This window comes from Hymenobacter sp. HD11105 (assembly GCF_054051685.1).
Genome location: NZ_JBSWBR010000004.1, coordinates 336305 through 360555 on the forward strand (window position 1 = coordinate 336305; position 24251 = coordinate 360555).

General features: G+C 52.7%; 21 protein-coding genes. 8 read left to right on the top strand and 13 right to left on the bottom strand.

Annotated features, from left to right (window positions below; genetic code table 11):
* Positions 1–209: 209 nt before the first annotated feature.
* Positions 210–2396, top strand: a complete 2187-nt coding sequence (locus ACW9KT_RS14590; protein WP_457081642.1) for a reprolysin-like metallopeptidase — start codon at positions 210–212, stop codon at positions 2394–2396.
* A gap of 19 nt (positions 2397–2415) precedes the next feature.
* On the opposite strand, the gene ACW9KT_RS14595 is transcribed toward ACW9KT_RS14590, so the two are convergent.
* Positions 2416–4572 (bottom strand): hypothetical protein, encoded by a 2157-nt coding sequence (locus ACW9KT_RS14595; protein WP_457081644.1) that lies wholly within the window; start codon positions 4570–4572, stop codon positions 2416–2418.
* 47 nt (positions 4573–4619) lie between these two features.
* The gene (locus tag ACW9KT_RS14600) at positions 4620–5474 is read right to left on the bottom strand and encodes a hypothetical protein (RefSeq protein WP_457081646.1); all 855 of its coding nucleotides are present in this window, start codon (positions 5472–5474) and stop codon (positions 4620–4622) included.
* A 470-nt stretch (positions 5475–5944) separates the two neighbouring features.
* Here ACW9KT_RS14600 and ACW9KT_RS14605 point away from each other — a divergent pair, with 470 nt between their 5' ends.
* A complete protein-coding gene (locus ACW9KT_RS14605; RefSeq protein ID WP_457081648.1) occupies positions 5945–6136 on the top strand; it encodes a hypothetical protein in 192 nt (63 codons plus the stop codon).
* An 84-nt stretch (positions 6137–6220) separates the two neighbouring features.
* Here ACW9KT_RS14605 and ACW9KT_RS14610 read toward each other — a convergent pair whose 3' ends face one another.
* Positions 6221–6850, bottom strand: coding sequence for a sugar transferase (locus ACW9KT_RS14610; RefSeq protein WP_457081650.1), 630 nt, complete (start codon positions 6848–6850; stop codon positions 6221–6223).
* 586 nt (positions 6851–7436) lie between these two features.
* Positions 7437–9755, bottom strand: coding sequence for a S46 family peptidase (locus ACW9KT_RS14615; RefSeq protein ID WP_457081652.1), 2319 nt, complete (start codon positions 9753–9755; stop codon positions 7437–7439).
* A 185-nt stretch (positions 9756–9940) separates the two neighbouring features.
* On the opposite strand from ACW9KT_RS14615, the gene yidD reads away from it, so the two are divergent.
* Positions 9941–10162: a membrane protein insertion efficiency factor YidD gene (yidD, locus tag ACW9KT_RS14620; RefSeq protein WP_457081653.1), complete on the top strand. Its 222-nt coding sequence runs from the start codon at positions 9941–9943 to the stop codon at positions 10160–10162.
* A gap of 91 nt (positions 10163–10253) precedes the next feature.
* A complete protein-coding gene (locus tag ACW9KT_RS14625; RefSeq protein ID WP_457081655.1) occupies positions 10254–11147 on the top strand; it encodes a hypothetical protein in 894 nt (297 codons plus the stop codon).
* 92 nt (positions 11148–11239) lie between these two features.
* On the opposite strand, the gene lgt is transcribed toward ACW9KT_RS14625, so the two are convergent.
* The 5 genes from lgt to ACW9KT_RS14650 all read right to left on the bottom strand — a co-directional run bounded on the left by lgt (position 11240) and on the right by ACW9KT_RS14650 (position 16571).
* A complete protein-coding gene (gene lgt, locus ACW9KT_RS14630; protein WP_457081657.1) occupies positions 11240–12130 on the bottom strand; it encodes a prolipoprotein diacylglyceryl transferase in 891 nt (296 codons plus the stop codon).
* Positions 12131–12192: 62 nt separating this feature from the next.
* The gene (nadE, locus tag ACW9KT_RS14635; protein WP_457081659.1) at positions 12193–14127 is read right to left on the bottom strand and encodes an NAD(+) synthase; all 1935 of its coding nucleotides are present in this window, start codon (positions 14125–14127) and stop codon (positions 12193–12195) included.
* Positions 14128–14245: 118 nt separating this feature from the next.
* A complete protein-coding gene (rnc, locus tag ACW9KT_RS14640) occupies positions 14246–14995 on the bottom strand; it encodes a ribonuclease III (protein ID WP_457081661.1) in 750 nt (249 codons plus the stop codon).
* On the bottom strand, positions 14995–16245 hold the full coding sequence (gene fabF, locus ACW9KT_RS14645; protein WP_457081663.1) for a beta-ketoacyl-ACP synthase II: 1251 nt from the start codon (positions 16243–16245) through the stop codon (positions 14995–14997). Before fabF ends, rnc begins: the two co-directional genes overlap by 1 nt.
* A gap of 89 nt (positions 16246–16334) precedes the next feature.
* A complete protein-coding gene (locus ACW9KT_RS14650) occupies positions 16335–16571 on the bottom strand; it encodes an acyl carrier protein (RefSeq protein ID WP_073109216.1) in 237 nt (78 codons plus the stop codon).
* Positions 16572–16733: 162 nt separating this feature from the next.
* On the opposite strand from ACW9KT_RS14650, the gene ACW9KT_RS14655 reads away from it, so the two are divergent.
* Together ACW9KT_RS14655 and pyk are read left to right on the top strand one after the other, a co-directional pair.
* Positions 16734–17162, top strand: a complete 429-nt coding sequence (locus ACW9KT_RS14655; protein ID WP_457081665.1) for an IPExxxVDY family protein — start codon at positions 16734–16736, stop codon at positions 17160–17162.
* Between the two features lie 99 nt (positions 17163–17261).
* Complete coding sequence (gene pyk / locus ACW9KT_RS14660) at positions 17262–18698, top strand: pyruvate kinase (protein ID WP_457081667.1); 1437 nt, start codon at positions 17262–17264, stop codon at positions 18696–18698.
* Positions 18699–18832: 134 nt separating this feature from the next.
* Here pyk and rpsT read toward each other — a convergent pair whose 3' ends face one another.
* Positions 18833–19093 (bottom strand): 30S ribosomal protein S20, encoded by a 261-nt coding sequence (gene rpsT, locus ACW9KT_RS14665; protein WP_457081669.1) that lies wholly within the window; start codon positions 19091–19093, stop codon positions 18833–18835.
* Positions 19094–19374: 281 nt separating this feature from the next.
* On the opposite strand from rpsT, the gene ACW9KT_RS14670 reads away from it, so the two are divergent.
* On the top strand, positions 19375–20361 hold the full coding sequence (locus ACW9KT_RS14670; RefSeq protein WP_457081671.1) for a YheT family hydrolase: 987 nt from the start codon (positions 19375–19377) through the stop codon (positions 20359–20361).
* Between the two features lie 143 nt (positions 20362–20504).
* On the opposite strand, the gene rsmG is transcribed toward ACW9KT_RS14670, so the two are convergent.
* The 3 genes from rsmG to ACW9KT_RS14685 form a co-directional block, all read right to left on the bottom strand.
* Positions 20505–21128, bottom strand: a complete 624-nt coding sequence (gene rsmG, locus ACW9KT_RS14675) for a 16S rRNA (guanine(527)-N(7))-methyltransferase RsmG (RefSeq protein ID WP_457081673.1) — start codon at positions 21126–21128, stop codon at positions 20505–20507.
* A gap of 108 nt (positions 21129–21236) precedes the next feature.
* Positions 21237–21860 carry an RNA polymerase sigma factor gene (locus ACW9KT_RS14680; RefSeq protein ID WP_084444334.1) on the bottom strand — a complete coding sequence of 208 codons (624 nt, stop codon included), beginning with the start codon at positions 21858–21860 and terminating at the stop codon, positions 21237–21239.
* Positions 21851–22969: a glycosyltransferase gene (locus ACW9KT_RS14685; protein ID WP_457081675.1), complete on the bottom strand. Its 1119-nt coding sequence runs from the start codon at positions 22967–22969 to the stop codon at positions 21851–21853. Before ACW9KT_RS14685 ends, ACW9KT_RS14680 begins: the two co-directional genes overlap by 10 nt.
* Positions 22970–23086: 117 nt before the next feature.
* Between ACW9KT_RS14685 and tgt the strand changes: the two genes are divergently transcribed.
* Positions 23087–24217, top strand: a complete 1131-nt coding sequence (tgt, locus tag ACW9KT_RS14690; RefSeq protein ID WP_457081677.1) for a tRNA guanosine(34) transglycosylase Tgt — start codon at positions 23087–23089, stop codon at positions 24215–24217.
* Positions 24218–24251 lie beyond the last annotated feature (34 nt).

Sequence of the window (24251 nt, forward strand, 5' to 3'; positions counted from 1 at the left end):
GGGCAAAATGAAGGAGCAAGGCAAGCGTTAGGGAGTAGCTTTTTTAACCGTCATTCTGTTGCATAAGTAATAGTCTCAACTTGTTGCAATAATATTTGCTTGGTCGAGGCGTAACTTGGTTGTTGATAGCTGTTTTTCATCACTATATGCCCGCGACTTTTTCTGGAGCTAGCCACACATTAGGGCGCTGGCTGAGGTGCCTTTTCCTGTTGCTGACAGTTCAAGTTGCTGCCCAAACCCCGAAGCCGCACTGGGTCGATGAAGTACCTCGCCCCACTTCTGTTCGAGCGCATGCTGCCGCTTCAACAGTAGCGGAGTTTCGTGCGGTGCGCTTCCAGACAAAGGCTTTACGAGCCGCCTTACAACCCGCCACTGCGGATACAAGGCGCGTAGGCTCCAGTAGTAATCCAGTTATCTTATTGCCTTTCCCCGATGGTTCCGCGCAGCGCTTCCAGGTTACGGAAACGGCCGTGATGCACCCCCAACTCGCCGCCCGCTATTCGCGCATCAAAACCTACACTGCCCAAAGCCTTGATGACCCAACTATAACCGCAAGCCTTGACCTGACCCCTGCTGGTTTTCATGCTCAAATTCTCACCGGAAGCTCTACCATTTTCATTGACCCGGCTGCCCCCAATGATACCGTGCACCACCGTGTGTTTTATCGTGCGGCTATGCGCGCGGGTAGCGCTGAGGCACCGTGCTTGACTACTATAGTAAAGAACAAGCGGCCCGTGGTTGCCGATCAATTGCGAGCCAATGGCAACCAACTCCGCACGTATCGTTTGGCAATGGCTTGCACGGGCGAGTATGCTGCTACGCTCGGCGGCACAAAAGCGGCCGCTTTGGCCGGTGTCGTGACGACGATAAATCGGGTGAGCGGAATTTATGAGCAAGAATTGGCAATTCGACTGCAATTGGTGCCTAATAATGACGCTCTTCTCTTCCTTGACCCCGCAACTGATCCTTATACCAATAACAACGCCTCGGCCTTACTTGAGGAGAACCAACGCACAATAGATGAAATAATTGGCACCTCCAACTATGATTTGGGTCACGTCTTTGGTACGCGGGTGGGTGGCCTAGCCTACATTGGGGTGGTGTGCGATGCGCAGTTCAAAGCGGGCGGCACCACGGGGCAAGCCGACCCTACCGGCGACGCCTTTGCCGTCGATTTTGTGGCGCATGAAATGGGGCATCAGTTTGGCGCAAACCACACATTCAATGGCACTACGGGCTTTTGTACGAGTAGTCGCGCCGCGGCCTGGGCTTATGAGCCAGGTAGCGGTGGCTCCATTATGGCCTACGCGGGTTTGTGTGCGCCCCAAAATATTCAACCAAGTAGCTCTCCCTACTTTCATTCGCGCAGTATAGACCAGATTCTGGATTATGCCGCCGCTTCGGGCACTTGCGCTCAGCTTACGCCCAGCGGCAATCAGTCACCCACAGTCGAGGCGGGGGGCAATTTTCGAATTCCGGCGCGCACTCCGTTCACGCTTACCGGCTCCGGTAGTGACCCCGACGGCGACCCAATAACATACACCTGGGAGCAGACCGACCTGGGGCCAGCCGGCGCTCCAGACGCACCAGTCGATAACGCTCCCCTATTCCGATTTTTGCCCCCCAATTCCTCTCCTACTCGCACCTTTCCCGAGATGGCGAGTTTGCTGGCTACTACTGCTCCGCCGCCCGGCGAGTTGCTGCCCACGTACGCCCGGCGCCTGCACTTTCGCCTAGTAGCCCGCGACCAGCGCCGTCCCGCCGGCGGTACAAACTACGATACAACGAGCGTGGCCGTAATAGCCACCGCAGGGCCCTTTGTAATAACGGTACCCACCGCGGCCGCTGCCTGGACAGCTGGCTCAACGCAACAAGTAATCTGGGACGTGGCGAATACCGATCAGACTCCCATCAGTGCTACGCAGGTGAGTATTTTACTTTCGACCGACGGAGGGCTCACCTTCCCAACCATTCTGGCTACAGCTACGCCTAATGATGGTGCGCAGACAGTGCTACTTCCCGCTGGCCTAAGTACCACCACAGCACGCATCAAGGTGCAGCCCACTGACAATATCTTCTTTGCTATTTCTCCCCAGGACTTCACTATCTCCACTGTGCTTGGTAGTTCGACTCCTAGCGCCCCGCTTACTGGGCTGGAAATTTTCCCCAACCCCAGTACCGGTGTTTTTCACCTAAACGTAAATAATCAGCAGGTTGGGCCGATTACAGTGCACGTGATGGATGCACTGGGGCGAACTATTCTACAGGAAACAGTGAGTAAAGCTGCCGCGCCGCTTCAACACCGCCTCGACCTAAGGCACGCTAGTCAGGGCGTTTACCACCTGCGCCTGACGACGCCCTACGGCACGAGCGTAACTCGTTTGCTGAAAGAGTAACCCAATTCAATGATAGGCTCTAAAACGTATAGCGAGCCTGGGCCTTCACATCGGAGCGACGGGCACCCTGAATTTCTTCCAGGCCGGAGCTAATTACTTGTTGGTGTCGGTATTGAGTGGCAGCATAGCGTAGCCATAGGGTAAGATGACGGGTGCATTTCACCTCGGCCAAGGCATACGTACGCGTCCCCTGACCAGAGAGAGCCGGCACCGAAAACGCGTAGAGCACGTCCTGCTCGAAAGCATACTGCCGTGTGTCATAGTCGTCGGTATCAAATAGGGCATAACGGGCGCTCAGGCGCATGTAGCGGTTGAGGCGGACGGTAGCATCTTGGGCCAACAGAAAACCTGTTCGTACCGGGCCGGCGTCTTCGCGGTAATGAGTGCCTTGTAGGCGGGTGCGCAGGCTAAACGCGGGAGCAGGCGTAGCGTCGTAGAACAGCAGTAGACTGCGGCGCTCGGTAGGTACAGGTCGCGCCACTGGGAGGCGGAGCGTGAGGTCGGCATTTTCATCCTTGGTGCGGGCCCGAACCTGCACGTAAAGCAGGCTGGTTTTGGTGGGCGCGAAAGTCAGCCGTACCAGATAATCATGGCCCCGAGATGGTGCATCGACGCGGTATTTAAGCCATGGAAACCAAAACTGGTCGTAGTAACCAGTTATTTCCCAGCGCGGAGCCGGCCGTACTTTCAGGCCCAGATACAAGCCATTCTCGTTGATGTTGCGAGTGTTTTCTCCAAAGGCTTGCCCGTAGAAGGTATGAAAGTTACGATCGTAGCGACGGTATAGCACGGAGGCGTCCACATTGGTTGCTAGGCTGGCCAGCAAGCCATTGACCGTGCCCAAGCCGCCGCTGCTGGAGCGGGCTGTTTCGCCAAACAGCAGCACATTGCCCCATACGTAGCTGTAGTGAAGCCCCAGAGCCACATTATTTTGGCCCCGAAACTCAAACTGATTATAGGGTTCCGTGCGGCGTTGTAAGGCCATGCCGTAGTGCGTGCCTACGGCCGTAGTTCCAGCTGCAAAATTGCCCCCCAGACTAGTGTAAGTCACGTTGCCGCCAGCAACAGTTTCCAGCAAACGCTGCCGGTTTGCTATTTCGGTAGATGTGCGGTGCAGGCCACTTGTGCTGATTCCAGTGGAAAACTCAGCAAACTGGGCCAGGGAATCGGTAGCTAACTCTTGGTTGGCATCTACTTTTTTGGCGGAGAGAAAGGCTGTAGCCTTTAAGCTCCTATGAAGACTTACGGTGGCTGCGGCTCCGCGAAAGAAAGAATTTTCCAGCACCGAAGAATAAGGCCGCACGCCCAAACTACTGCGCCGCAGCGTAGTAATCGTCTCGGCCCCTTTCCCTACCTGAAAACCCGATGATAGCAGCAGGCCTTGCCCGAACTGTAACTGATAATCGCCCAAAGCCAGAGTTTTGAGTCGGCCGCGCTCCTGCACCACAAAGTGTGCGGAGTAAAAATCGGCCCCATACCGGCGCTGACTTGGCTGCCACGTCATTTGCTCGCCCGCATCTTTTTCGGCCGTGATACCCAAGCTAAAGTCGCGGGTGTGGCTGACGCGGTAACGTAGCAGGAGCTTGTCGGGTGAGCCCATATAGCGGCTGAGCGGCCGGCCGGTACTGGTAGTATCGGGGGGCAAATATCCGCGCCGCTGCTGCAAACCACGCTCATAGCGCAGGAAAAGCGCGTTGTTGTCTTCGTGCCGAATCCGTTGCCAAAGAGGCCCGCGTGTAACGTTAGAATTGGTGGTCTGCACCGTCACAAATGGCGCTAGCCGGAAGATGCTGCGCAGCTGTTCGAAGCCGGCAATACTTTGTAGCTCATAAAGGCTCAGCAAGGGTCCAAGTTGCTGGCGGTGGTCAAGCAGAGCCGAAATCTGGGTTTCGGACAGCAGCAACAAGCCACGCAGCTCTTCCCGACTGGCGGTATTCAGATTCAGCGGCGTTTGGTAGTAGAGTAGCAGCGTTTCGTACACGTCCTCGAAAGGCACCTCATCACTCTGAATTTCAGCAAATAACTCTTGCACCAACCGGTCGAGGTCGGCGGCGGGGCGCACGTACTCCTGAGCGTGGAGGCTGGTGGGCGCCAACAATACACCGCAGATACATAGCACAGCCCAGACTAATTGGCGCCAGGTAGCAATGCTCTCCGCTAGCTTTGCGTGTGTCACCAACTTTTGCACTACAAGCGACTGGGGGGCATTCTGGGACACTGTATTTACTTTCGGGCCCACTGCACACTTACGCTTACATGCTGATTCAAGCCCAACGCAGACTGCCAGGCAGCAGCATAGTCTATTTGAAACAAACCTGCTTTAAAGCCAACTCCCGCCGTCGTCAGTTCGGCGAGAGAGGCAAAACCCGCACGCAGAGCAAGCGCCTCTACTACCCGATACTCTAGGCCAGCCTTAAAATCGGCGGTCTGCTCCACATCTTTCTCGCACTCAATATTGAGCATGAGCTTATTCGTAGGCCTGTAGGAGAGGCCAGCTTTAAGCACCGTAGGCACCCGCTCATCCTCATACGCAGCCAGCTTCGCCTGATTGAGGTTGTATAAATTGCCCCCAAATACCAGCCGGTGCGGAATCAGCTCGGCTTGTCCGCCCAAAGACGCTGCCAATACCCGCCGGCTACCCAGCCCCAGAATACTGACTTGTAGCACATCGATACGGCCGCCTACGCTCACTTGTCCACCCCGATAGCCATACCCCAGGCCCAGACGCTGCTCAGCATATAGGTTGCTGCCAAAGCGCTGCGCCTCGAAGCCAACTACACCACGGCTGGGGGGCTTTTCGGTAGTAATTGTGCCTAAGGGCAGAGCTGCTACCAACGCCACCGTATTGAAGGCTGAACTGAGGTAGCGGTTTTCACCATAAAACCCAACGCTAATTTGGGTTAATTGCCCAAGTCCTGCGACGTTATTGCCCACAGCCCACACATCACTAATTGTAACCGAGGCATTTGCTAACGCCGCTGCCCGAGCTCCGCGCACGCCGGGACCGTTAGCAGCGTGTATTTTAGTAGTAAAAACAAGGAAAAATAGAGCTACTAACGATAAAAAAACGTTTTGCATATTTTAAGGATAACAAGCCCAAAACAGGCTGGCGCACCCTTAGCAAATTCCGTGGCAAATGCTGGCCGATAGCTCTTAATTCACTGCAAAGAGCAGTAATGATTGAATAAGGCTACGTTAACCGTAATTTGAGCCTAGTCTTACCTTACTTATACTCTTACAATAAAAGTTTAAGAGAGTATTTATTATAAGTATATTATATTTTGGAATATATATGTTATTGCCTTTTTCTATCTTGCATTAAGCATAAATCAGGGTGCGGTAATTTTACACCTTCTCTTTCATTCCCTCTTGGTCAGGTAATGAGCGTCCGCAACTTTTGCTGAGAACTTGCTGTCTTTCTTTAGTATAGCAAAAGCTGCTGTCAGCTATTGTCCGCACAATAGCTTGAAGGTAGATGCACTACTAAGAACTGGCTTTGACGAGTTCATTTACTTACCAAGTATATTAGACCCTGACTTAGCTTTCCCATGGAACCAGAAGAAGAGTTTATAGAAAATGCCACTACTCTGGTGCGGTATGCAAAGGAGGAGTTAAAGCAATTTCTAGCTTGGACAGACGCAAAAACCCCTTATGGCCAACATGCTGCTAGACTAGTACAGCAGCTTGATGGAATTTCCCAAGAAATGAAGATTCTCCGTCAGGCCTATAAAAACAGGTAAGTACGGCAGTTCAATGGCCAAGCTTGTGACTAATGACCTTAGATTAGCCAGAAACTAATAAAGACATAGTATTTGCCTTAAAACCTAAAAGGCATTCTCATCTCCGCGGATCGCTTGTAGGATGGTGAGACCTACAATGCGCACATCGAGCCGGAAGGAGGAGTTGCGCAAGTACCAGATGTCGGCCTGCACGCGCTGCTCCATGGCCTGCAGCTCGCGCGTCTCGCCCCGGTAGCCCTTGATCTGGGCCCAGCCCGTGATGCCGGGCGTCACGGCGTGTCGGTCCATGAAGTTAGCGATGCGCTGGGCGTAGTCGGCCGTGTGCTGGAGCATATGAGGCCGGGGGCCCACCACCGACATATCGCCGCGCAAGACGTTGATGAACTGCGGCAGTTCATCGATGCTGGTCTTGCGGATAAATGCCCCGATGCGGGTAATGCGACTATCGCCCCGGCTAGCCTGGCGGGCATCGGCGTCCCGGTTCAGGCGCATGGAGCGAAACTTGAGGCAGTAGAAGGGCTTGCCGTTCTTGCCCGTGCGCAGCTGCTTGAAGAAGACGGGCCCGCGGCTCTCCAGCTTGAGCAGCAAGCCCAGCACCGGCACCAGCCAGCTCAGCAGCAATACCACCACCAAGAAAGAGAAAACTAAATCAAAGGCGCGCTTAAGCAGAGCCTTGCGCGATGGCAATAGCCGTGGCGTAAAGATTCGAATCATAAAAGCACTTGTTGCAAAGTGTAAGAAGGTAGAATAGAAGCAGGGCGGGACACTTTTTACTAATGCGCAACAACTTAACTCATTAGCTAAAGAGACTAATAAATAAATTGTAAAATCAATGTATCGAATTGCGTTTTATTGATAGTCAAAGCTAAATAGCGTTAAACACATATGCAAACAAATAATACAATTAATTTAGAGAATGTTGCAATAATTCAAAATAGTTAAATATAGTACAATTTTTAACCAACATTTTTATCTTAATGCAATGTAAGGGTGTCTGATTTCTTATGACTTATAATTATAATTTAACAATTACTTAATTCATTTATACTTTTACTGCTTTTACAAGCCTGCTGCTAAGTGATACACATGTGAGTTAGTTGTTCTGCTTGTCACTTAAAAATCAAATAATGCTGTAGATATATGCGACCGTAAAGCTCACTTGAATTACCGGTAGCGGATATTAGTATTCATAATTTCACCAACATTGAGCGAAACAGAATGAGTCAAACTCAAACTGCTGGCATTATAAAGAAAAAGCCCCCCATACAACCGTACAGGGGACTTTTCTCAAAGTAACAATCTATATAGTAGCGCCGACCTCAGCTTTTTCTTTGCTCTTCTTTCTCTTGCTTTTGGTCTTTTCATTCTTTGATGATTTTGAATTTTTATCCTCGCTCGCGCCTTTCAGTAGCGTCTTAGTACTAGGCGTGGTAGCTCCTACGCCCGGATTAGGGCCTTTGTTTACCACAGTCATCTCATCTACCAAGTGCTTGGCGCCACCGAGTTTGTCCACGCAGAAAAGCACGTAGCGGATGTCCACGTTGATGCAGCGCTTCAGATCAGGATCGTAGGCTAAATCACCAGTCATGGCTTCCCAGTTGCCGTCGAAAGCCAAACCTATCAACTCCCCTCGGCCATTGATGACAGGCGAACCCGAATTGCCCCCTGTAATATCATTATCGGTGATAAAGGCCACCGGCAATTGACCATTTTTATTGGCGTAGGGGCCAAAATCCTTAGCTTTTAACAAGGCCACCTGCTTGGTCGGCACTACGAACTCAGGGTTTGAGGGGTCTTCTTTTTCGATGATACCCTGCCCAGTGGTTTGATAATCATAGTATACCGCGTCGCGGCCTTTATAGGGGCGCACCGTGCCATAGCTCAGGCGTAGGGTGGAGTTGGCATCGGGTGAGTACACTTTGTTTGTATTCTTAGCTCGCAGACCGGCTACATATTGACGATTGGCCCGGGCCATAGTAGCCTGACTGGCTTGAAGCTGGGGGGCAATTTTCTGCACATAGTTCGTGTACACCGAATTCATTGTTTTGAAGGCCGGATCGGCTTCCAATTTGGCCAGCGTAGGAGCAGCTAAGAAGGCGTTGAACTTGGCAGGCGAAGTCAAAAATGTGTTGGCAAACACATAATCGGCGTACTTGGGCATGGAGCCACCATACTGTTTCTCCACCGTCTGAAAAACGTCGGGGTGCTGAGATTTTGTTACATCGGTGTAGTACAGTTTCATCAAAGCCGTAAAGACCTTTTTATCCGTGGAAGAGCTGTAGTCTTTAAAAAACTCAGTGGCCGGTTCTTTCAAATCAGCCGTAGCTTTTTGAATGGCGGCCTTATCGGCTTTGGGATCTTTCAGCAGCGAATACAGCGGCAACATACGGGCGGCGAAAGTCATAATCTCCGTACCGAAGGCGGCTTCGTTCAGGTACACATTGCTTAGATTATACTCACGTAGGGCCGCGTAATTCTGGTTAATATCCTGCAAAGCACTCCCGTAGAGTTGCTGCCGGGCAGGGTCCTGAGCAATCCACTCAGCAAACTTTGCTTCTTCCTCCTTTTTCTGATCCACGGTTTTCAGGCGCTTCATACCTTCATTCTGGCCAATGAAATACTTCCAGTAGTTGGCAATGCTGGCGTATTTCGAGGCATATTTGAGACGCAGCGCTGGGTCGGCATCCATATCTTCTTTCCAGAGCTTCAAGCGGGTATCGCGCAACTTGATGCGAGCTGGATTACTTTGGTCAAGGGTGAGTTGTAGACCGGCCGCGGGCAGAAAGCGCTGAGTGCGGCCCGGAAAGCCGAACACCATCGCAAAGTCGCCTTCGCTCACGCCTTGTAGGCTAACGGGCAAATGCTTTTTGGGCACGTATGGCACATTGTCGGCGGCGTAGCCACTGGTGGGTTTGTTGTCCTTGGAGGCGTACACGCGGAACATGGAGAAGTCGCCGGTGTGGCGGGGCCACATCCAGTTATCGGTGTCGCCGCCAAATTTGCCTACCGACTCCGGAGGAGCGCCTACCAAGCGCACATCGCCAAAGCGCTGGTACACGAACATATAGTATTCGTTGCCAGCGAAGAAATCGCGCACGTAGGCCACGTACTGGCCGTTTTCTTTGGCAGCATCGGCCATCTGCTTCTGTCGCTGCTGCACAAGCGTGACCCGCTCCTGCTCCGGCGTCTGGGGTGTAATACCTTCCAGAACTTGGCTCGTTACGTCCTCCATGCGCACCAGAATATCCACAAATAAGCCAGGATTTGACTTCTCCTCGCTTTTATTGGCGGCGAAAAAGCCGTCGGTTAGCAGGTTTTTCTCGGGTGTGCTGTGGCTCTGAATGGCGTCGTAGCCGCAGTGATGGTTGGTGAGCAACAGACCTTGGCTACTGATAAACTCGCCGGTACAAAAGCCCCCCAGCTGCACTATGGCATCTTTGAGGCTGGCATTGTTGACATCATAAATTTCTTCGGCCGTCAGCTGCAGGCCTTTTTTCTGCATGTCGGCGTGGTTGAGGCGCTTCACGAGCATCGGCAGCCACATACCTTCATCGGCGTGGGCTGCTAGTGGAAGCAACAGCGCCACTACTAACGCGTTAGCCCAGAGTTTTTTCAGCATAGGGGTGGTTATTGGAATGAAAAGGAGGGTGAACTTGCTTTAAATATGGGTGGTTTACGACCTGCCGTCAAACTTACGCATCTACGTTGAGTAGCGCTTCTACAACAACAGCCAGGGTAGCTACAGTTTAGCTCAGATTGGGCCGTAGCATGTATTTTTATTCGGCTTCTCTCCAAACGGCTTCTATGTCATTCCTGTTCCGGCACTTTTTTCTAGCGCTTATTTGGGTGTATCGGCACTTTATTTCGCCGCTCACACCGGATAGCTGCCGGTTTCAGCCGACGTGCTCAGCCTACGCGGCGCAGGCAGTGCAAAAGTTTGGCCCCTGGCGCGGCGGCTGGCTGGCAGTACGCCGCATTGGCCGCTGCCATCCTTGGGGCGGCCACGGCTACGACCCCGTACCTTAAGCTCGGCTTCGCGTATAGCGGAGATGAGAGATGGTTGCTGCCTATATCTATTGGTAGGGCATTTTTTTCATGATTTCTACTTTCTGCCATTATGCGTTTAGCTCCCATCAGCACGCTGCTGCTTAGCTTTTTATTTAGCGCAAGCTGCTCTCAGGCGCAGAGCGAAGATAATTTGACAAGCAAGGAAAGCGATAGAAAAGGCCCCCGCGAAAGCCTAAGCGACCGGCTTACCGAGGCCGCTGTGCCGGGCCTTCGCCGTACGGGCTCCTTAAATAATGCCGTGCCCGAGAGTTCCGGCTTGGCGCGTGCTAACCAGCCGGGCACCTTTTATACCCACGGCGACGCGGGCAACTCCCCTATTCTCTACAAAATAGATGCAACCGGGAAAGTGCTGAATAAAATGCGCCTCCCGGTTCCCAACCAAGATTGGGAGAGCCTGGCCCAAGACAACCGCGGCAATATTTTCGTGGTTGATGCAGGGAATAATAACAACAACCGCCAAGACCTAGCTATCTACCGTCTCAATCCTGCCAGTCCGCAGCAGGTGAGTAAGATCAGCTTCACCTACGCCGATCAGCGCGAGTTTCCACCAGCCAAACAAGAGCGTAACTTCGACTGTGAAGCTTCTTTCTGGCATGCTGGCACGCTCTATTTGTTTACTCGCGACCGAGCCCAGCAGGCCAAGAGCAAGGTATATACAGTGCCCGACAAGCCCGGCAAATACACCGCTCGGTTGCTCACTAGCTTACCCATCTCGGGCGAGGTCACCGACGCCGACATCAGTCCCAACGGCCGCCGTATGGTGCTGCTAGGCCGGGAGAAGCTGTTCGTATTCGAAGCCGATAACCTGCAAGGCTTGCTGAAAGCCACTCCCCGGCGTATCGACCTGACGGGTGCCGGCCAAACCGAAGGGGTCACCTTTACGGATGACAATACCTTAGTTATTAGTACTGAGCAAGGAGCCGTTTACCGATACAGCTTGTAGGGCATAACACGCTTCCTGCGTGCATTACTTCCATTCGCAATCATAAAAATCCCCCCAGAACTAGTTCTGGGGGGATTTTTATGATTGCTTATCTATTTCGATTTGACCATTTTTTCGGCCTTCTCGGCAGCGGCGCGTTCTTCCAAATCCCGAGGAGCAAAGCCAAAGGGATTATTCGGCCATTTGCCCGCGCGCAATAGCACCCACAGGCCCATAAATATGAGCGGAATGCTCAGGATTTGGCCCATGTTCAGTGCCATACCCTGCTCGAAGTCGGACTGATCTTCCTTCAGAAACTCCACCAAGAAGCGGAAGGTGAATAGCAGCACGACAAACAAGCCGAACAATTGCCCCCTAGGCGTTTTTTCCTTGGTCCGGCTCCACATCAGGTATAGCAGCACTAGCAGAAACACGCAGAACAGTGACTCATAAATCTGGGTAGGATGACGGGGAACGGCTACGCCATTTACCAGATGCTCCGTATCGCGCACAAATTTGAAACCCCAGGGCAACGTAGTCTCGTGGCCGAAAATCTCGGAGTTGAATAGGTTGCCCAAGCGAATGAGCGCCCCACCCAAGGCCACCACAATCACGATACGATCGAGCGTCCAGAGGTAATCAAACTTGTTGTTGCGGCTAAACAGCCAGACAGCTAGCAAGATACCCAGCGTAGCACCGTGGCTAGCGAGTCCGCCTTCCCAGATCTTCAGAATATCGAGTGGGTGAGTCAGGTAGTAACCGGGGTCATAAAATAAGCAATGTCCCAGGCGTGCGCCCACTATGGTGCCCACCAGCATATACACAGTAATTACATCGACCCATTGTGGCGACACGCGCTCGGAGCGGTAGATATGCGAGAGCACAAACGTGCCAAGCACGAAGCCCGACATGAACAGCAACCCGTACCAGCGCAATGTGAGCGGGCCTATCTTAACGATTTCGGGCGCAACGTCCCAGGTAATGTAAGCGAGCAGCGAGGTCATGCGAAGAAAAAAGAGGGGTACAACGGCAAAGGTAGGAATGTAACCCAAAGCGCCGCTTCGGATTATAAGGTGGCTAGCTCCTGCGTGTAGCCACCACTTAAGATAGGGAAGCGCAGCCAGGAGCGCGGGTCCACGTTATAATCATCGAGATGAAACGCCGGGGCGTAGCGCTCGCGCTTCCATTGGTTGCGCGACCATAGAGAATAGAAACGCTTCACGTAGGTCTTCAATTGTTCGGCGTCCGTCGCTGGCTCTTCTTGCACGAGTGTTGCTAGCACTTGGCGCGGGCTGAGACGGTCATAGAAAGCTAGGCGCTCAATGCGGTTGAGCAGTGCGTAAGGCATCAAGTCGCGCTCGTCGGTTTGCTTATCCTCCAACGGACGCAGTTCCGCCGTCGGCTGGAGGGCATTTACGTGGCGCAAGGATGAATAACCCAATTCGATTTCGGCCCAGCGCAGCCATTTCTTCACAAAATCCTTGTCTACACCCGCTATGGGCGAGATGCTACCAGCCGTGTCGCCGTCCATGGTGCAGTAGCCGACGGAGGCTTCCGAACGATTGGAAGTAGTGAGCAGCAGACAGTTTTGCACGTTGGCCAGCAGCCAAATACCGGGCGCGCGCACCCGAGCTTGAATATTTTGCAGGGCTAGATCGTCGGTTTGCCAGGTCAGCGGCCGCTCCAGCGCCGTTTCAATCTTGGCTACGTACCCACTAACCTGCTCATCAATGGTCCAATCGAAAAAAATGCTCCCCAGCTCGTCGGCCAGCCCTTTGGCTGATTGAAATGTATCATCGGAGGAATTTACCGTGCCCTGATAAGCGCAGGTGAGCAAACGGCGCGTCAAGCTTTGATTTATTCGCTTCTGCTCGGCGTCGAGTTGGCTGAGGGATGCATCTTTCGGGCCGGGAGCATTTTGGTCGGGTACGGGTGCTACGGGGCCGGCTGTTGCCTCGATTTCGGCAGCTGTAAAGCAGCCTGCACGGCGCATAAACTCGGCCGTACCCAGTTCGGCCGTACCCAAGCGCACCATTTCGGCCACGGCCACAGCACACATGCTGGAGTCTGCGCCCCCGCTCAGTGACAATACAAAGCCTCGGCTGCGCGCTTTGCGCATGTAATCAAATAAAGCCAAACTAAGTGCTTGGTTTAGCTCGCGGTACTCGTCGGGCGTGGGCAGAGGCTCAACTTCTTTGGGGGGCAAATTGACGCTAAAATCAACATCTACGCACTCCAGATCTATTTCTTTGAAACTCATCAGCTGATTGCGCAGCAGTAGATGCCCGTTGCGCGCTACCAGAATCTCGCCATCATAGATAATGCGCCCCGCTTCGTTGCCAAGCAAGTTGGCGTACAGATAAGTGCAGTTATAGTTGCGGGAAGCCTGCAGCACAAGCTGGTAGCGCAGATCCGTTTTGCTCATGGCAAAATGGCTGGCCGACGGATTCACGATAAGCTGCACTCCACGCTCCATCAGGCGACCAGCGGGCCGGTCAGCAGTGGGGCGCCATGCATCTTCGCAAATCTCGAAGCCAAAGCGAATGCCTTGGTGCTCGAAAACCAAGTCGCCAAAAGGCCAGTTTTCGCCCTGCCACTCAATTGTCGTGGTCTCGCCCGCGAGCCAGGAGTTGAAGAAGCGCGGCTCGTAGTGCACGCCATCGTTGGCTAGAAACTGCTTGGCCGCAAAACCCAGGATTTCGCCATCGCGCAGCACGGCCGCTGTATTGTACGTGCGACCGGCTATGCGCACCGGCAAGCCCACACAGACTAAAATCCCAGCCGTCCAGGGCCTAATCTGCTGTAAATGTTCCAGCGCTGACTCCGACAGCCAATCACTGAGAAATAGGTCTTCGCAGCCGTAGCCCGTTAGGCACAGCTCAGGCAAGCACAGTAAGTCTACGCTTGCCGCCTTAGCCTGCTCAATGGCTTCGCGGATGGTGCGCAGGTTATGGTGCCAATCAAAAGGAATCTGGTTGAGGGCGGCGCCAGCTAATCGCATGGGAGGAGAAAGTAATTTAGCCAACAACTGAATTTTGCCCCCCAGAGTTGTCCAAGGCACCACAAACCGCTGGATTTAGCCGGTTCAGTCTATCTAAAGGTGTAGTTCAGAACGCATGCTACACACCTAGCGCCGTCAGAGCTCGCTCTGCTGCTGTCTGTTCAGCCTGCTTCTTCGATAGACCCATGCCCGTGGCTACCGGTTCATCATCAACGAATACCGTTGCCGAAAACTCCATTATTCCACCTGTCTGAGGCTCACCGGCTAAGTCATAGCGCAGGTTTTTGCCCTGACGCTGCGCCCACTCAATAAGCTTGCTCTTGAAATTAGTCGTGGTCGTGGTCAGCGACTTTACATCTACAAAAGGTTTAATCAAGCGACCAAGCACAAATTTGCGAGCTGCTTTATACCCCTGATCCAGGTAAACAGCGCCCACCAACGCTTCCAGAGCATTGCCATTCACGGAGCGTGAACGAGCCGCCCGCCCCTGCGTTGGGTCAAGTTGCACGAGCTTATCGAGTCCGATTTTCAAGGCTAAAGCATTCAGGCTTTCCCGGTTCACAATGCGGGAGCGCATCTCTGTAAGAAAGCCCTCTTGCTCGTAGGGAAACTTACGGAACAAGTACTCAGCCACTACGGTGCCCAGCACCGCATCGCCCAGAAACTCTAAGCGCTCGTTGCTTTGGTTTCTGAGCTTATCGGTCTGCTGACGAACTAAGGAAGAATGGGTAAAAGCCAGCTGGTACAGCCGGATATTATCCGGCGTACAGCCTATAACCGTGGCAATGGCTTGGCGAAAAGCCCTGTCCTGCCCCAGCAACCGCCGGAAGAAACCGAACAGTGGAAGTGGCTGGCCTGGCCTTGTCATTAGCCTTGGAATTTGCGGAACAACACCGACGTATTATGGCCACCAAAGCCGAACGTATTGCTTAGGGTCACATTTATATCCCGCTTTTGAGCCTGATTGAAGGTAAAATTCAATCGTGGGTCCAGCTCCGGATCGGCCGTGAAATGGTTGATGGTTGGCGGAATAATGCCGTGCTGCAAGGCTAGAATACAGGCAATTGCCTCGATACCTCCCGCACCACCCAACAAATGGCCAGTCATGCTTTTTGTAGAGCTAATGTTCAGGTTGTAGGCACTCTCGCCAAACACCTTTTCAATAGCCTTCACCTCAGCTCCATCGCCCAGTGGTGTGCTGGTGCCGTGGGTGTTAATATAGTCTACCTCTTCGGGGCTAATACCAGCATCGCGCAGAGCATTCTGCATTACCAGCACTACCCCGTTGCCTTCAGGGTCGGGAGCCGTGATGTGGTAAGCATCCGAGGACATACCACCGCCGATTATCTCGGCGTAGATTTTTGCCCCCCGAGCCTTGGCGTGTTCGTATTCTTCCAGAATAATGGCACCGCCGCCTTCACCAAGCACAAAACCATCACGCTCCTTGTCATAAGGGCGAGAGGCTAGCTCAGGCGCGTCGTTGCGCTCGCTCATGGCTTTCAGGGCATTGAAGCCTCCTACGCCAGCTTCCGTAATAGCCGCCTCCGAGCCACCCGTCACCATTACATCAGCCAAGCTGAGGCGGATGTAATTAAAGGCGGCTACAATAGAGTCCGACGACGACGCACAGGCGGAGGTAGTAACAAAATTTGGCCCCCGGAACTTATGCCGAATTGAGATATTGCCCGACGAGCTGTCGGCAATCATCTTCGGGATGAAGAACGGATTGTAGCGTGGGGTGCCGTCGCCTTTGGCAAAGCTGAAGCACTCCTCCTGAAAGGTTTTAAGGCCACCGATACCAGAACCCCAAATAACACCTACCCGGTCGCGGTTTACGCCTTCCAGCAAGCCAGCATCATGAATAGCTTCATCGCTGGCAATGATGGCGAACTGCGTAAAGAAGTCCATTTTGCGGCCTTCCTTGCGCTCGAAATAATCGTCTGGGTTGTATCCCTTTACCTCACAGGCAAAACGGGTTTTGAACTTGCTGGCGTCAAAGCGGGTGATGGGCGCAGCACCACTTACGCCCCCTGATAAGCCATCCCAATATTCGGCGACGGTTTTACCAAGCGGCGTAAGGGCACCAAGGCCGGTCACAACAACTCTCCGAAGAGACATAGGCTAACGGGAGAAATTAGAAAGCAAAACGGCCGGCGGCGAGCCGGCCGGTAAGCAATAAAACGGGTAACGGCTAAGCAGCCGTCAGGTTATTTGGCGTGCTCCTCGAGGTAGCTGATGGCTTGACCCACGGTGGCGATGTTCTCGGCCTGGTCGTCGGGGATAGACACGTTGAATTCTTTTTCAAACTCCATAATCAGTTCGACGGTGTCCAACGAATCGGCACCCAGATCGTTGGTGAAGCTTGCTTCCGGCGTTACTTCCGAGGCTTCAACACCAAGCTTATCAATGATAATGGCTTTTACTTTTTCTGCAATTTCAGACATTTCCGTGGGGGTTTAGAGAAAACTCGGCACAAATAACACTAACTTCCCTAACATTGTCAAACCAACCACCCCTAATCTTGCAGGTACAAGATTACGGCCGAGCCGGTTCCCTTTGGCTCTTGCGGACCGTTATTTTGTTCTGCTTAAGCTTGGAAGAGCCCTATGAAGATGTTGACGCTGGACGTTGAGTATGACTGTGACTTTGAGCTCTTTGGCCTCGTTTCATCGAGCCGCGAGCATACCCTTGCCTGGACCCTAAACCAGGCCTTGCGCCTCCGTTTGGTGAAGCAGCAAGACCTGATTTATGACCTGCTCACAAAGGGCCGTTTGGTCATCAGCAATTATTTGCACGTCACCGAAACAATTACTTTGCGCCTGCTGCGCAACCGTTCCGTGGACCCATCGCCCCTAAAAAGACCGTTTCTGGCTCCTGATATCAAAGAGTACGATTATCTGTTGCAGGTCAGCAATGGTTCTGGAATTTTGGCTGCTACTGAGCTTGTAGACCAACTTACTGCTCTGCCTACCGTTCAGTATGTGTGTCAGTTCGATCCTAACGAGTTAAAGTTCAAAGAAAACTTGCTGTTTTAACGTACCACCAAGCTCCAGCTTGGTGCTCCTCAACCGGCACATCCTCTTTTTCTTCATCATTTATTGACTCGCCAAGCTGGAGCTTGGTGGCACCTACTTATGGAAGCTCATCCGCATTTCAATAAAACTAAAATTGTGGCCACCGTTGGCCCTGCTTCTAACACGTACGAACGTCTGGGCACCCTCATCCGCGAAGGAGTGGATGTATTTCGGCTCAACTTTTCGCACGGCTCCTATGAGGACCACTTGTCGGTTATTAACCTGGTGCGGCGTCTCAATAAGGATATGCGCACCAACGTTGGTCTACTCCAAGATCTGCAAGGGCCTAAGATCCGCTTGGGCGAGGTAGAAGGTGGCAAAGTTGAAATCAAAGCCGGCGACAAGATTAAACTTATCTGCGGCGAGAAGGAAATCAGTACTGCTACGCGCCTGAGCACTATTTACATGGGGCTCGCCCGCGATGTGAAGGCCGGCGACATGATTCTGATTGACGATGGCAAAATTGAGCTGCGTGTGCTTGCCACTGATCGCGAGCAGGAAGTAGATGTGGAAGTAGTTTACGGGGGCACAGTGAAGCCTCGTAAAGGCATTAATCTGCCGGATTCAGATGTATCTGCCCCTTCCATGACGGAGAAGGATATTGAGGACCTGGAATTTGGGTTAGAGCATAATGTGGATTGGGTGGCCCTTTCATTTGCCCGACGGGCTGAGGACATCCGGTTTATCAAGTCGCTGATTGCTAATAGCGGTAAGAATACCCGGGTAGTGGCCAAAATTGAGACGCCTGAGGCCCTGCGCAACATTGACGAGATCATTGCTCTAACCGATGCTGTGATGGTTGCCCGTGGTGACCTAGGCGTGGAAATCAACGGAGGCGAGGTACCGCTGGCGCAGAAGATGATTATCGAGAAGTGCAACAAGCTCGGTAAGCCCGTCATCGTGGCTACGCAGATGATGGAGAGCATGATTACAAACCCCCGGCCAACCCGAGCCGAAACCAATGACGTGGCCAACGCCGTGCTCGATGGGGCTGACGCACTTATGCTTTCAGCCGAAACGGCTGTGGGTGAGTACCCAGTGGAGGTTATCCGCTCGATGGTAAATACCATCAAGAGTGTGGAAACCCGTGCTAATATTTTCCACCGCTTCCACCCTATCAACCCGGAGGCGCCGTCCTTTATGGTAGATAGTGTGCTTTCGGCTGCCGTACACTTGGCGCGCAACACAAAGGCCTGTGCTATCACTGGCCTGACTCACCGTGGCTACACCGCCTTCCAGATTGCCAAATACCGGCCCAAGGCGGACATCTTTGTCTTCACTGACACGCGTGAACTTCTCACGGTTCTGAGTTTGGTGTGGGGCGTGCGCGCCTTCTATTACGACCGTATGGTAAGCACTGACAACACGGTATCAGATATTAAGTATGTGCTAACTACCACTGGCAACCTTAAGCCAGGAGATGTCTTTATTAACACAGCTTCTATGCCTATCAATGAGAAAGGCAAAACGAATATGGTGAAGGTGAGCGTAGCCTAAATGAGAAAGCAGCATAGGAGGCAATAACTCCCGTGCTGCTTCTTTTAAATACTTTAATAAATAGAAACATGAAAAGGCCCTGCACTTGCGCGCAGGGCCTTTTCTATGAAAGAGCAGAGAGCCTCTTAAGTGTATTAAGCGGCCGCCAGTGAATTTACGAACTTGGTTAGGCTCGACTTGTTGTTAGCCGCCTTGTTCTTGTGAATAATGTTCTTCTTCGCCAGACGGTCCAGCATCGACGATACTTTCTTCAGCAGCTCTTGCGCTTGAGTAGCATCGGTGGTAGCACGCAGTTTCTTAACAGCGGTGCGGGTAGATTTGGCCTGGTAACGGTTCAACACGCGCTTGGCTTCGTTGGAACGGATGCGCTTGAGGGCCGACTTATGATTCGCCATGAGATGGAAATAGTGACGTTCTGCTCGATTTAAATTTCAGTTGGGGTGGCAAAGGTAAGGCTTTGGACGGAAATACCAAATACCCAGCCCCGACTTTATCATGACGAGTGAGGAGTTTAGTTTAATAAACTCCTCTTTAGGACAGCTCTTACCATCGACTTATACCTCAACAGTAGTAGTATGCATGACGAACTTTTTCCTATGTCTGTACATTTAACAAGTGATTTTTCTATTTTAGATAACCTCCGCCGGGCAAACGCCATTTTATACTTTCCTTGGTTATGCCACTCATCCAGCACTCCCGCTACCAGCCGCCGTTTTATATGTTCAACGGGCATCTACAAACCATTGTGCCCAGCCTATGGCGCACAGTACCCGAGGTGCGCTATCAGCGCGAGCGGGTAGAAACCGAGGACGGTGATTTTCTGGACTTAGATTGGTCGCGGGCGGTAGAGGGCGAAACGGCCGATACCATAGCCATTGTTTCGCACGGGCTGGAGGGCGACGCGGGCCGGCCTTACGTACGGGGTATGGTGCGGGCGCTTAACCGCGCGGGCTTTGATGCACTGGCGTGGAATTACCGCAGCTGTAGCGGCGAAATGAACCGCCTGCTCCGCTCCTACCACCTCGGCGATACCGACGACCTTGACTTCGTAGTCCGCTATGCACTGGGCGCAGGCTGCTACCGGCGCGTGTATTTGACGGGCTTCTCGGCTGGCGGCAACGTGACATTAAAATATTTAGGCGAAAAGGCTGACCGCGTACCGGTGCAAGTAGAGCGGGCCGCCGTATTCTCCGTGCCCACTGACCTTAAGTCTAGCTCTCAGCATATTGCCCGCCCCGCAAACCGGGTGTATCTGAACCGCTTTTTAAAGTCGTTGCGGGCCAAGATGCGAGTTAAGGCGGAGTTGCTTCCGGGACAGGTGGACATTGAAAATCTAGAGGAGCTACGCGACTTTGTGCAGTTCGACAACCGCTTTACGGCTCCTATGCATGGCTTTAAGTCGGCTGATGAATATTATGAGCATTCCAGCTCGGGTCGCTATCTGGAGCATATTCGGGTACCTACCCTCCTCGTAAACGCTCAGAACGACCCATTTTTGCCCCCCAGCTGCTTTCCCCGCGATGTAGCAGCCAAAAGCCCATTTGTGTTTTTGGAAACACCGCGGGAAGGTGGCCACGTTGGCTTTCCCGAAGGCACTCCCGACGGTGACTATTACTCGGAACGCCGGGCTATTGAGTTTTTGACGGCGGAAGTCCCAGCATAGAGCTTTTGCTTAATCTATTCAGCGGTTACGCCGAAACATGTAAAAGATGTTTTCGCATAGCTACTGGCATTTCAGGGTGCTTCGTTGCTAAGAAAATACTCCCAGGAGTTCATTTTTTAATGCGGCTACTCTACGACGTCTGCTCAGACCGAAGTTTTGGGAACGAAGACAACCTTTTTCGTCTCAAAAAACTCTTCCGTGAAATAGTCGCTCAATTCAAATAGCGTAGCTGGCAGGCCTGCTTCAGCTATTTCCTCTGTTAGGTCGCCGCCTTTTAGGTAATACAAGCCACTATTGGTCGCGCTAGTGGATTTGTAGCGATGAGCAATCCAGGTGTGAAAAGTAGATAAGCGCGCTACGGCACGGCTTACGACGTAGTCAAACTTGGGGCGCACTTGCTCGGCCCGGGTTTGCTCAGCCGTGACGTTGGTTAGATGCAAGGCCAGCGCCATTTCCTGCACTGCGTGAATCTTCTTACCAATGCTATCAACGAGATGAAACTTTACCTCAGGGAATAAGATAGCCAGCGGCAACCCCGGCAGACCACCGCCCGTGCCCACATCCAGCACCCAACTGCCCGCCGTGAACTCTACGACCTTCGCAATACCCAAGGAATGCAGAAAGTGGCGCTCCACCAAGTTGGCCACGTCAGTGCGGGCTACTAGGTTCAGACGCTCATTCCAGCTTTTAAACTCAACTTCGAGTTGCCGAAAGCGTTGGCGCTGCTGGTCAGTAAGGTGCGGGAAATAATGATTAATCAGGTCCATAAGGGGCAAAATTACGACGCTGACCTGTGCGGTCCTATGATTGTACTGGTGCAGGACTACCTATTCTAAAGCTAAAAAGCCCCCCAGACATCATCTGGGGGGCTTTTTTTAGATTATATGCTTCTTATTCTTCACCATGTCATAGAGCAACTCGCGGGCGCGGTGCAACTGGGCTTTCACGGTGCCGAGTGGGGCTTTCAACTCGGTAGCGATTTCCTCGTAGCTCAGCTCATCGAAGTAGCGCAGCGTTACGAGCCGCTGGTATTTATCGGGCAGCCGTGACACTACGTGCTGCATGATTTCGATCTTCTGGTTCTTAATAGCCGACTCCTGCGGGTTCAGGTTTTGGTCGCGGAAGTCAATGGTAATTTCGTCGCCGTTATCAATCTTGATGGCCGAATCAATCGACATGGTCTTGATTTTATTCTTGCGAATAAAGTCGATACAGTTGTTGGTGGCAATACGAAACAGCCAGGTACTAAAAGCGTACTCGGGGTTGAACTTGTGCAGGTTGCGGAAAGCTTTGGCGAAGGCCTCAATGGTTAAATCCTCGGCATCGTCGGGATTACGCACCATCTTCAGTACCACGTGGTACACCGGCTTCTTGTAAATCTGCATGAGTTCAGCATAAGCTTTCTCGTCGCCTTGCTCAACGGCGGCTCGAATCAGCTTGAAGTCATGCTTGGCTTTGGCGGAGAATTGTTTCTGTATTTCCTGGTTGTTTACTTCCATCGGAGGGTGCGGTAGAGGAACAGCGAAATTCCCAGAGCGAGATAATTAAAAAAATAAACTGCGTCGAGGACCGGCAGCAGCCAAAAAGGCAGTCGATCGGCCAAATGACGGCCGAGTTGCGTGTAGGTTGCGCTTATCGCCCCCGTGCGTACTGACCATATGACGGCCAAAGGTATCCAATCGGGTCGGGAAAACACGAGCAAAGTTGCTGTGAAATAAAAAAGGAGATTAGTACCAATAAACGTTCCAATTCGGGCTTGATCTTTCCAAGTATATCGGGGTCCAGCTGACAGATGACGCCGTTTTTGCCGCCACCAAGCTGTCCACGTTTGGGCCGGCAGACTCACGGTTTGAGCCGCTGGCTGCGCTTGCACCGCCACCTGCTGCCCCTGAGCTACGGCGTCCTGCACTAGCAGGTCGTCGTCGCCGCCCAAGCGCCGCAAATGGGAAGCAAATCCTTTAGTAGCTTGAAAACAACGTTGGGTGTACGCCAGATTCCGCCCCACTCCCATATAAGGATAACCACGCCACGCGAAGGAAAGATACTGTGCTCCGGTCAGCAAGGTTTCAAACCGAATCAGCTTATTTAAAAGCCCCGGTGTGGACGCGTAGGCGGAGTAGCCAAGTACTAAATCGGCGGGCTGGTCAAAGCCTGCTTGCATGTAACTGATCCACTGCGTAGTAGCTGGCCAACAGTCGGCGTCGGTGAAGAGCATTTGCTCATATCGAGCCGCTTCGATCCCGAGTGTAAGCGCGTATTTTTTAGGTGAAAGGCCAGTAGGTGTGCTGCTGACACTTACTAGGTTTAATTGCGGATACACCTGACTGAATTGCTGCACCAAAGCGGCTGTACCATCGGTGGAGCGGTCATCAACTAGAATGATCTCGAAATCCGATGGATATTCTTGCCGCAGCAGTAAGGGCAGCAGCCGACGCAGGTTTGGCATCTCGTTGTGGGCACACACAATCACGGACACCGGCTCAGCCGCCGCAGGCATGGGCGCTGCCTGACGCCGCGTGAAAGGCAAAAAATAATAGCCTGCGTAATAGAGCTGCACCAGCACACAGGCCAGCAACAGCCAGACCGCGGGCGAAAAAGGCAAAGGCAAAGCGCGGGAGGTTAGTGGGGGGCAAAATTAGGTATTAATCACGGGCAGCGGGTTACCTTTGCAGATTCTATCGTCGTTTCCGGCCACTGCCAGCCGGAAGCCCCTCTTAGTGCTTAGATGACTTTTGATTTAGTAGCCCACGACCCGCAAACCAAAGCCCGCGCCGGAGTAGTACACACTGCCCACGGCAGCATCGAAACCCCGATTTTCATGCCCGTTGGCACGGCCGGCACCGTGAAAGCCGTGCAGCAGCGCGACCTCACCAACGACGTACAGGCCCAAATTATCCTTGGCAACACCTATCATCTTTATCTGCGGCCCGGCCTTGATATCCTACGTCAGGCCGGTGGCTTGCACAAGTTCAACGGCTGGGACCGGCCCATCCTGACTGATAGTGGCGGCTACCAAGTGTATTCCTTAAGTAATACGCGCAAAATCAAGGAAGAGGGCGTGAAGTTTCGCTCCCATATCGATGGCTCCCAGCATTTGTTTTCGCCCGAGGGAGTAATGGATATTCAGCGCACCATTGGCGCCGATATTATCATGGCTTTCGATGAGTGTACGCCCTGGCCCTGCGAATACGACTACGCCCGCCGTTCCCTGGACATGACGCACCGTTGGCTCACGCGCTGCATCCAACGCTTCGACAGCACCGAGGGCCACTATGGCTACGAGCAAACGCTTTTCCCTATTGTGCAGGGCAGCACTTTCAAGGACTTGCGTATTAAATCGGCGGAGTTTGTGGCTGAACAAGGACGCGAAGGCAACGCCATTGGTGGGCTGAGCGTGGGCGAGCCAGCGGAGCTGATGTATGAAATGACGGAGCTGGTCTGTGATATTTTGCCCTCCGATAAGCCCCGTTACCTGATGGGCGTAGGTACGCCGGCCAACATTTTGGAAAATATTGCCTTGGGTGTAGACATGTTTGACTGCGTGATGCCCACGCGCAATGCTCGCAATGGCATGCTGTTTACCACGCAGGGTGTCATCAACATCACAAATAAGAAGTGGGCCACCGATTTTGAGCCTATTGATGCTGAACTAGGCGGCTATGTAAGTACGTTTTACTCCCGGGCGTACGTTCGACACCTATTCCAGAGTCAGGAAATGCTCGGCCCTCAAATTGCTTCCATACACAACCTTACCTTCTACCTCTGGCTGGTGCAGCAGGCTCGGACGCACATCATTGCCGGTACTTTTCGGGAATGGAAGGAAAAGATGGTGAAGCAAGTGATGACTCGACTGTAAGTCCGTTATCCATGCAGAGCAAATCGTCCGTTAC

What these genes read in the sequence shown, in the direction of transcription:
- ACW9KT_RS14600 (WP_457081646.1), bottom strand. Translation starts at nt 5,474, where the DNA reads ATGCAAAACGTTTTTTTATCGTTAGTAGCTCTATTTTTCCTTGTTTTT.
- ACW9KT_RS14605 (WP_457081648.1), top strand. Translation starts at nt 5,945, where the DNA reads ATGGAACCAGAAGAAGAGTTTATAGAAAATGCCACTACTCTGGTGCGG.
- ACW9KT_RS14610 (WP_457081650.1), bottom strand. Translation starts at nt 6,850, where the DNA reads ATGATTCGAATCTTTACGCCACGGCTATTGCCATCGCGCAAGGCTCTG.
- ACW9KT_RS14615 (WP_457081652.1), bottom strand. Translation starts at nt 9,755, where the DNA reads ATGCTGAAAAAACTCTGGGCTAACGCGTTAGTAGTGGCGCTGTTGCTT.
- yidD (WP_457081653.1), top strand. Translation starts at nt 9,941, where the DNA reads ATGTCATTCCTGTTCCGGCACTTTTTTCTAGCGCTTATTTGGGTGTAT.
- ACW9KT_RS14625 (WP_457081655.1), top strand. Translation starts at nt 10,254, where the DNA reads ATGCGTTTAGCTCCCATCAGCACGCTGCTGCTTAGCTTTTTATTTAGC.
- lgt (WP_457081657.1), bottom strand. Translation starts at nt 12,130, where the DNA reads ATGACCTCGCTGCTCGCTTACATTACCTGGGACGTTGCGCCCGAAATC.
- nadE (WP_457081659.1), bottom strand. Translation starts at nt 14,127, where the DNA reads ATGCGATTAGCTGGCGCCGCCCTCAACCAGATTCCTTTTGATTGGCAC.
- rnc (WP_457081661.1), bottom strand. Translation starts at nt 14,995, where the DNA reads ATGACAAGGCCAGGCCAGCCACTTCCACTGTTCGGTTTCTTCCGGCGG.
- fabF (WP_457081663.1), bottom strand. Translation starts at nt 16,245, where the DNA reads ATGTCTCTTCGGAGAGTTGTTGTGACCGGCCTTGGTGCCCTTACGCCG.
- ACW9KT_RS14650 (WP_073109216.1), bottom strand. Translation starts at nt 16,571, where the DNA reads ATGTCTGAAATTGCAGAAAAAGTAAAAGCCATTATCATTGATAAGCTT.
- ACW9KT_RS14655 (WP_457081665.1), top strand. Translation starts at nt 16,734, where the DNA reads ATGAAGATGTTGACGCTGGACGTTGAGTATGACTGTGACTTTGAGCTC.
- pyk (WP_457081667.1), top strand. Translation starts at nt 17,262, where the DNA reads ATGGAAGCTCATCCGCATTTCAATAAAACTAAAATTGTGGCCACCGTT.
- rpsT (WP_457081669.1), bottom strand. Translation starts at nt 19,093, where the DNA reads ATGGCGAATCATAAGTCGGCCCTCAAGCGCATCCGTTCCAACGAAGCC.
- ACW9KT_RS14670 (WP_457081671.1), top strand. Translation starts at nt 19,375, where the DNA reads ATGCCACTCATCCAGCACTCCCGCTACCAGCCGCCGTTTTATATGTTC.
- rsmG (WP_457081673.1), bottom strand. Translation starts at nt 21,128, where the DNA reads ATGGACCTGATTAATCATTATTTCCCGCACCTTACTGACCAGCAGCGC.
- ACW9KT_RS14680 (WP_084444334.1), bottom strand. Translation starts at nt 21,860, where the DNA reads ATGGAAGTAAACAACCAGGAAATACAGAAACAATTCTCCGCCAAAGCC.
- tgt (WP_457081677.1), top strand. Translation starts at nt 23,087, where the DNA reads ATGACTTTTGATTTAGTAGCCCACGACCCGCAAACCAAAGCCCGCGCC.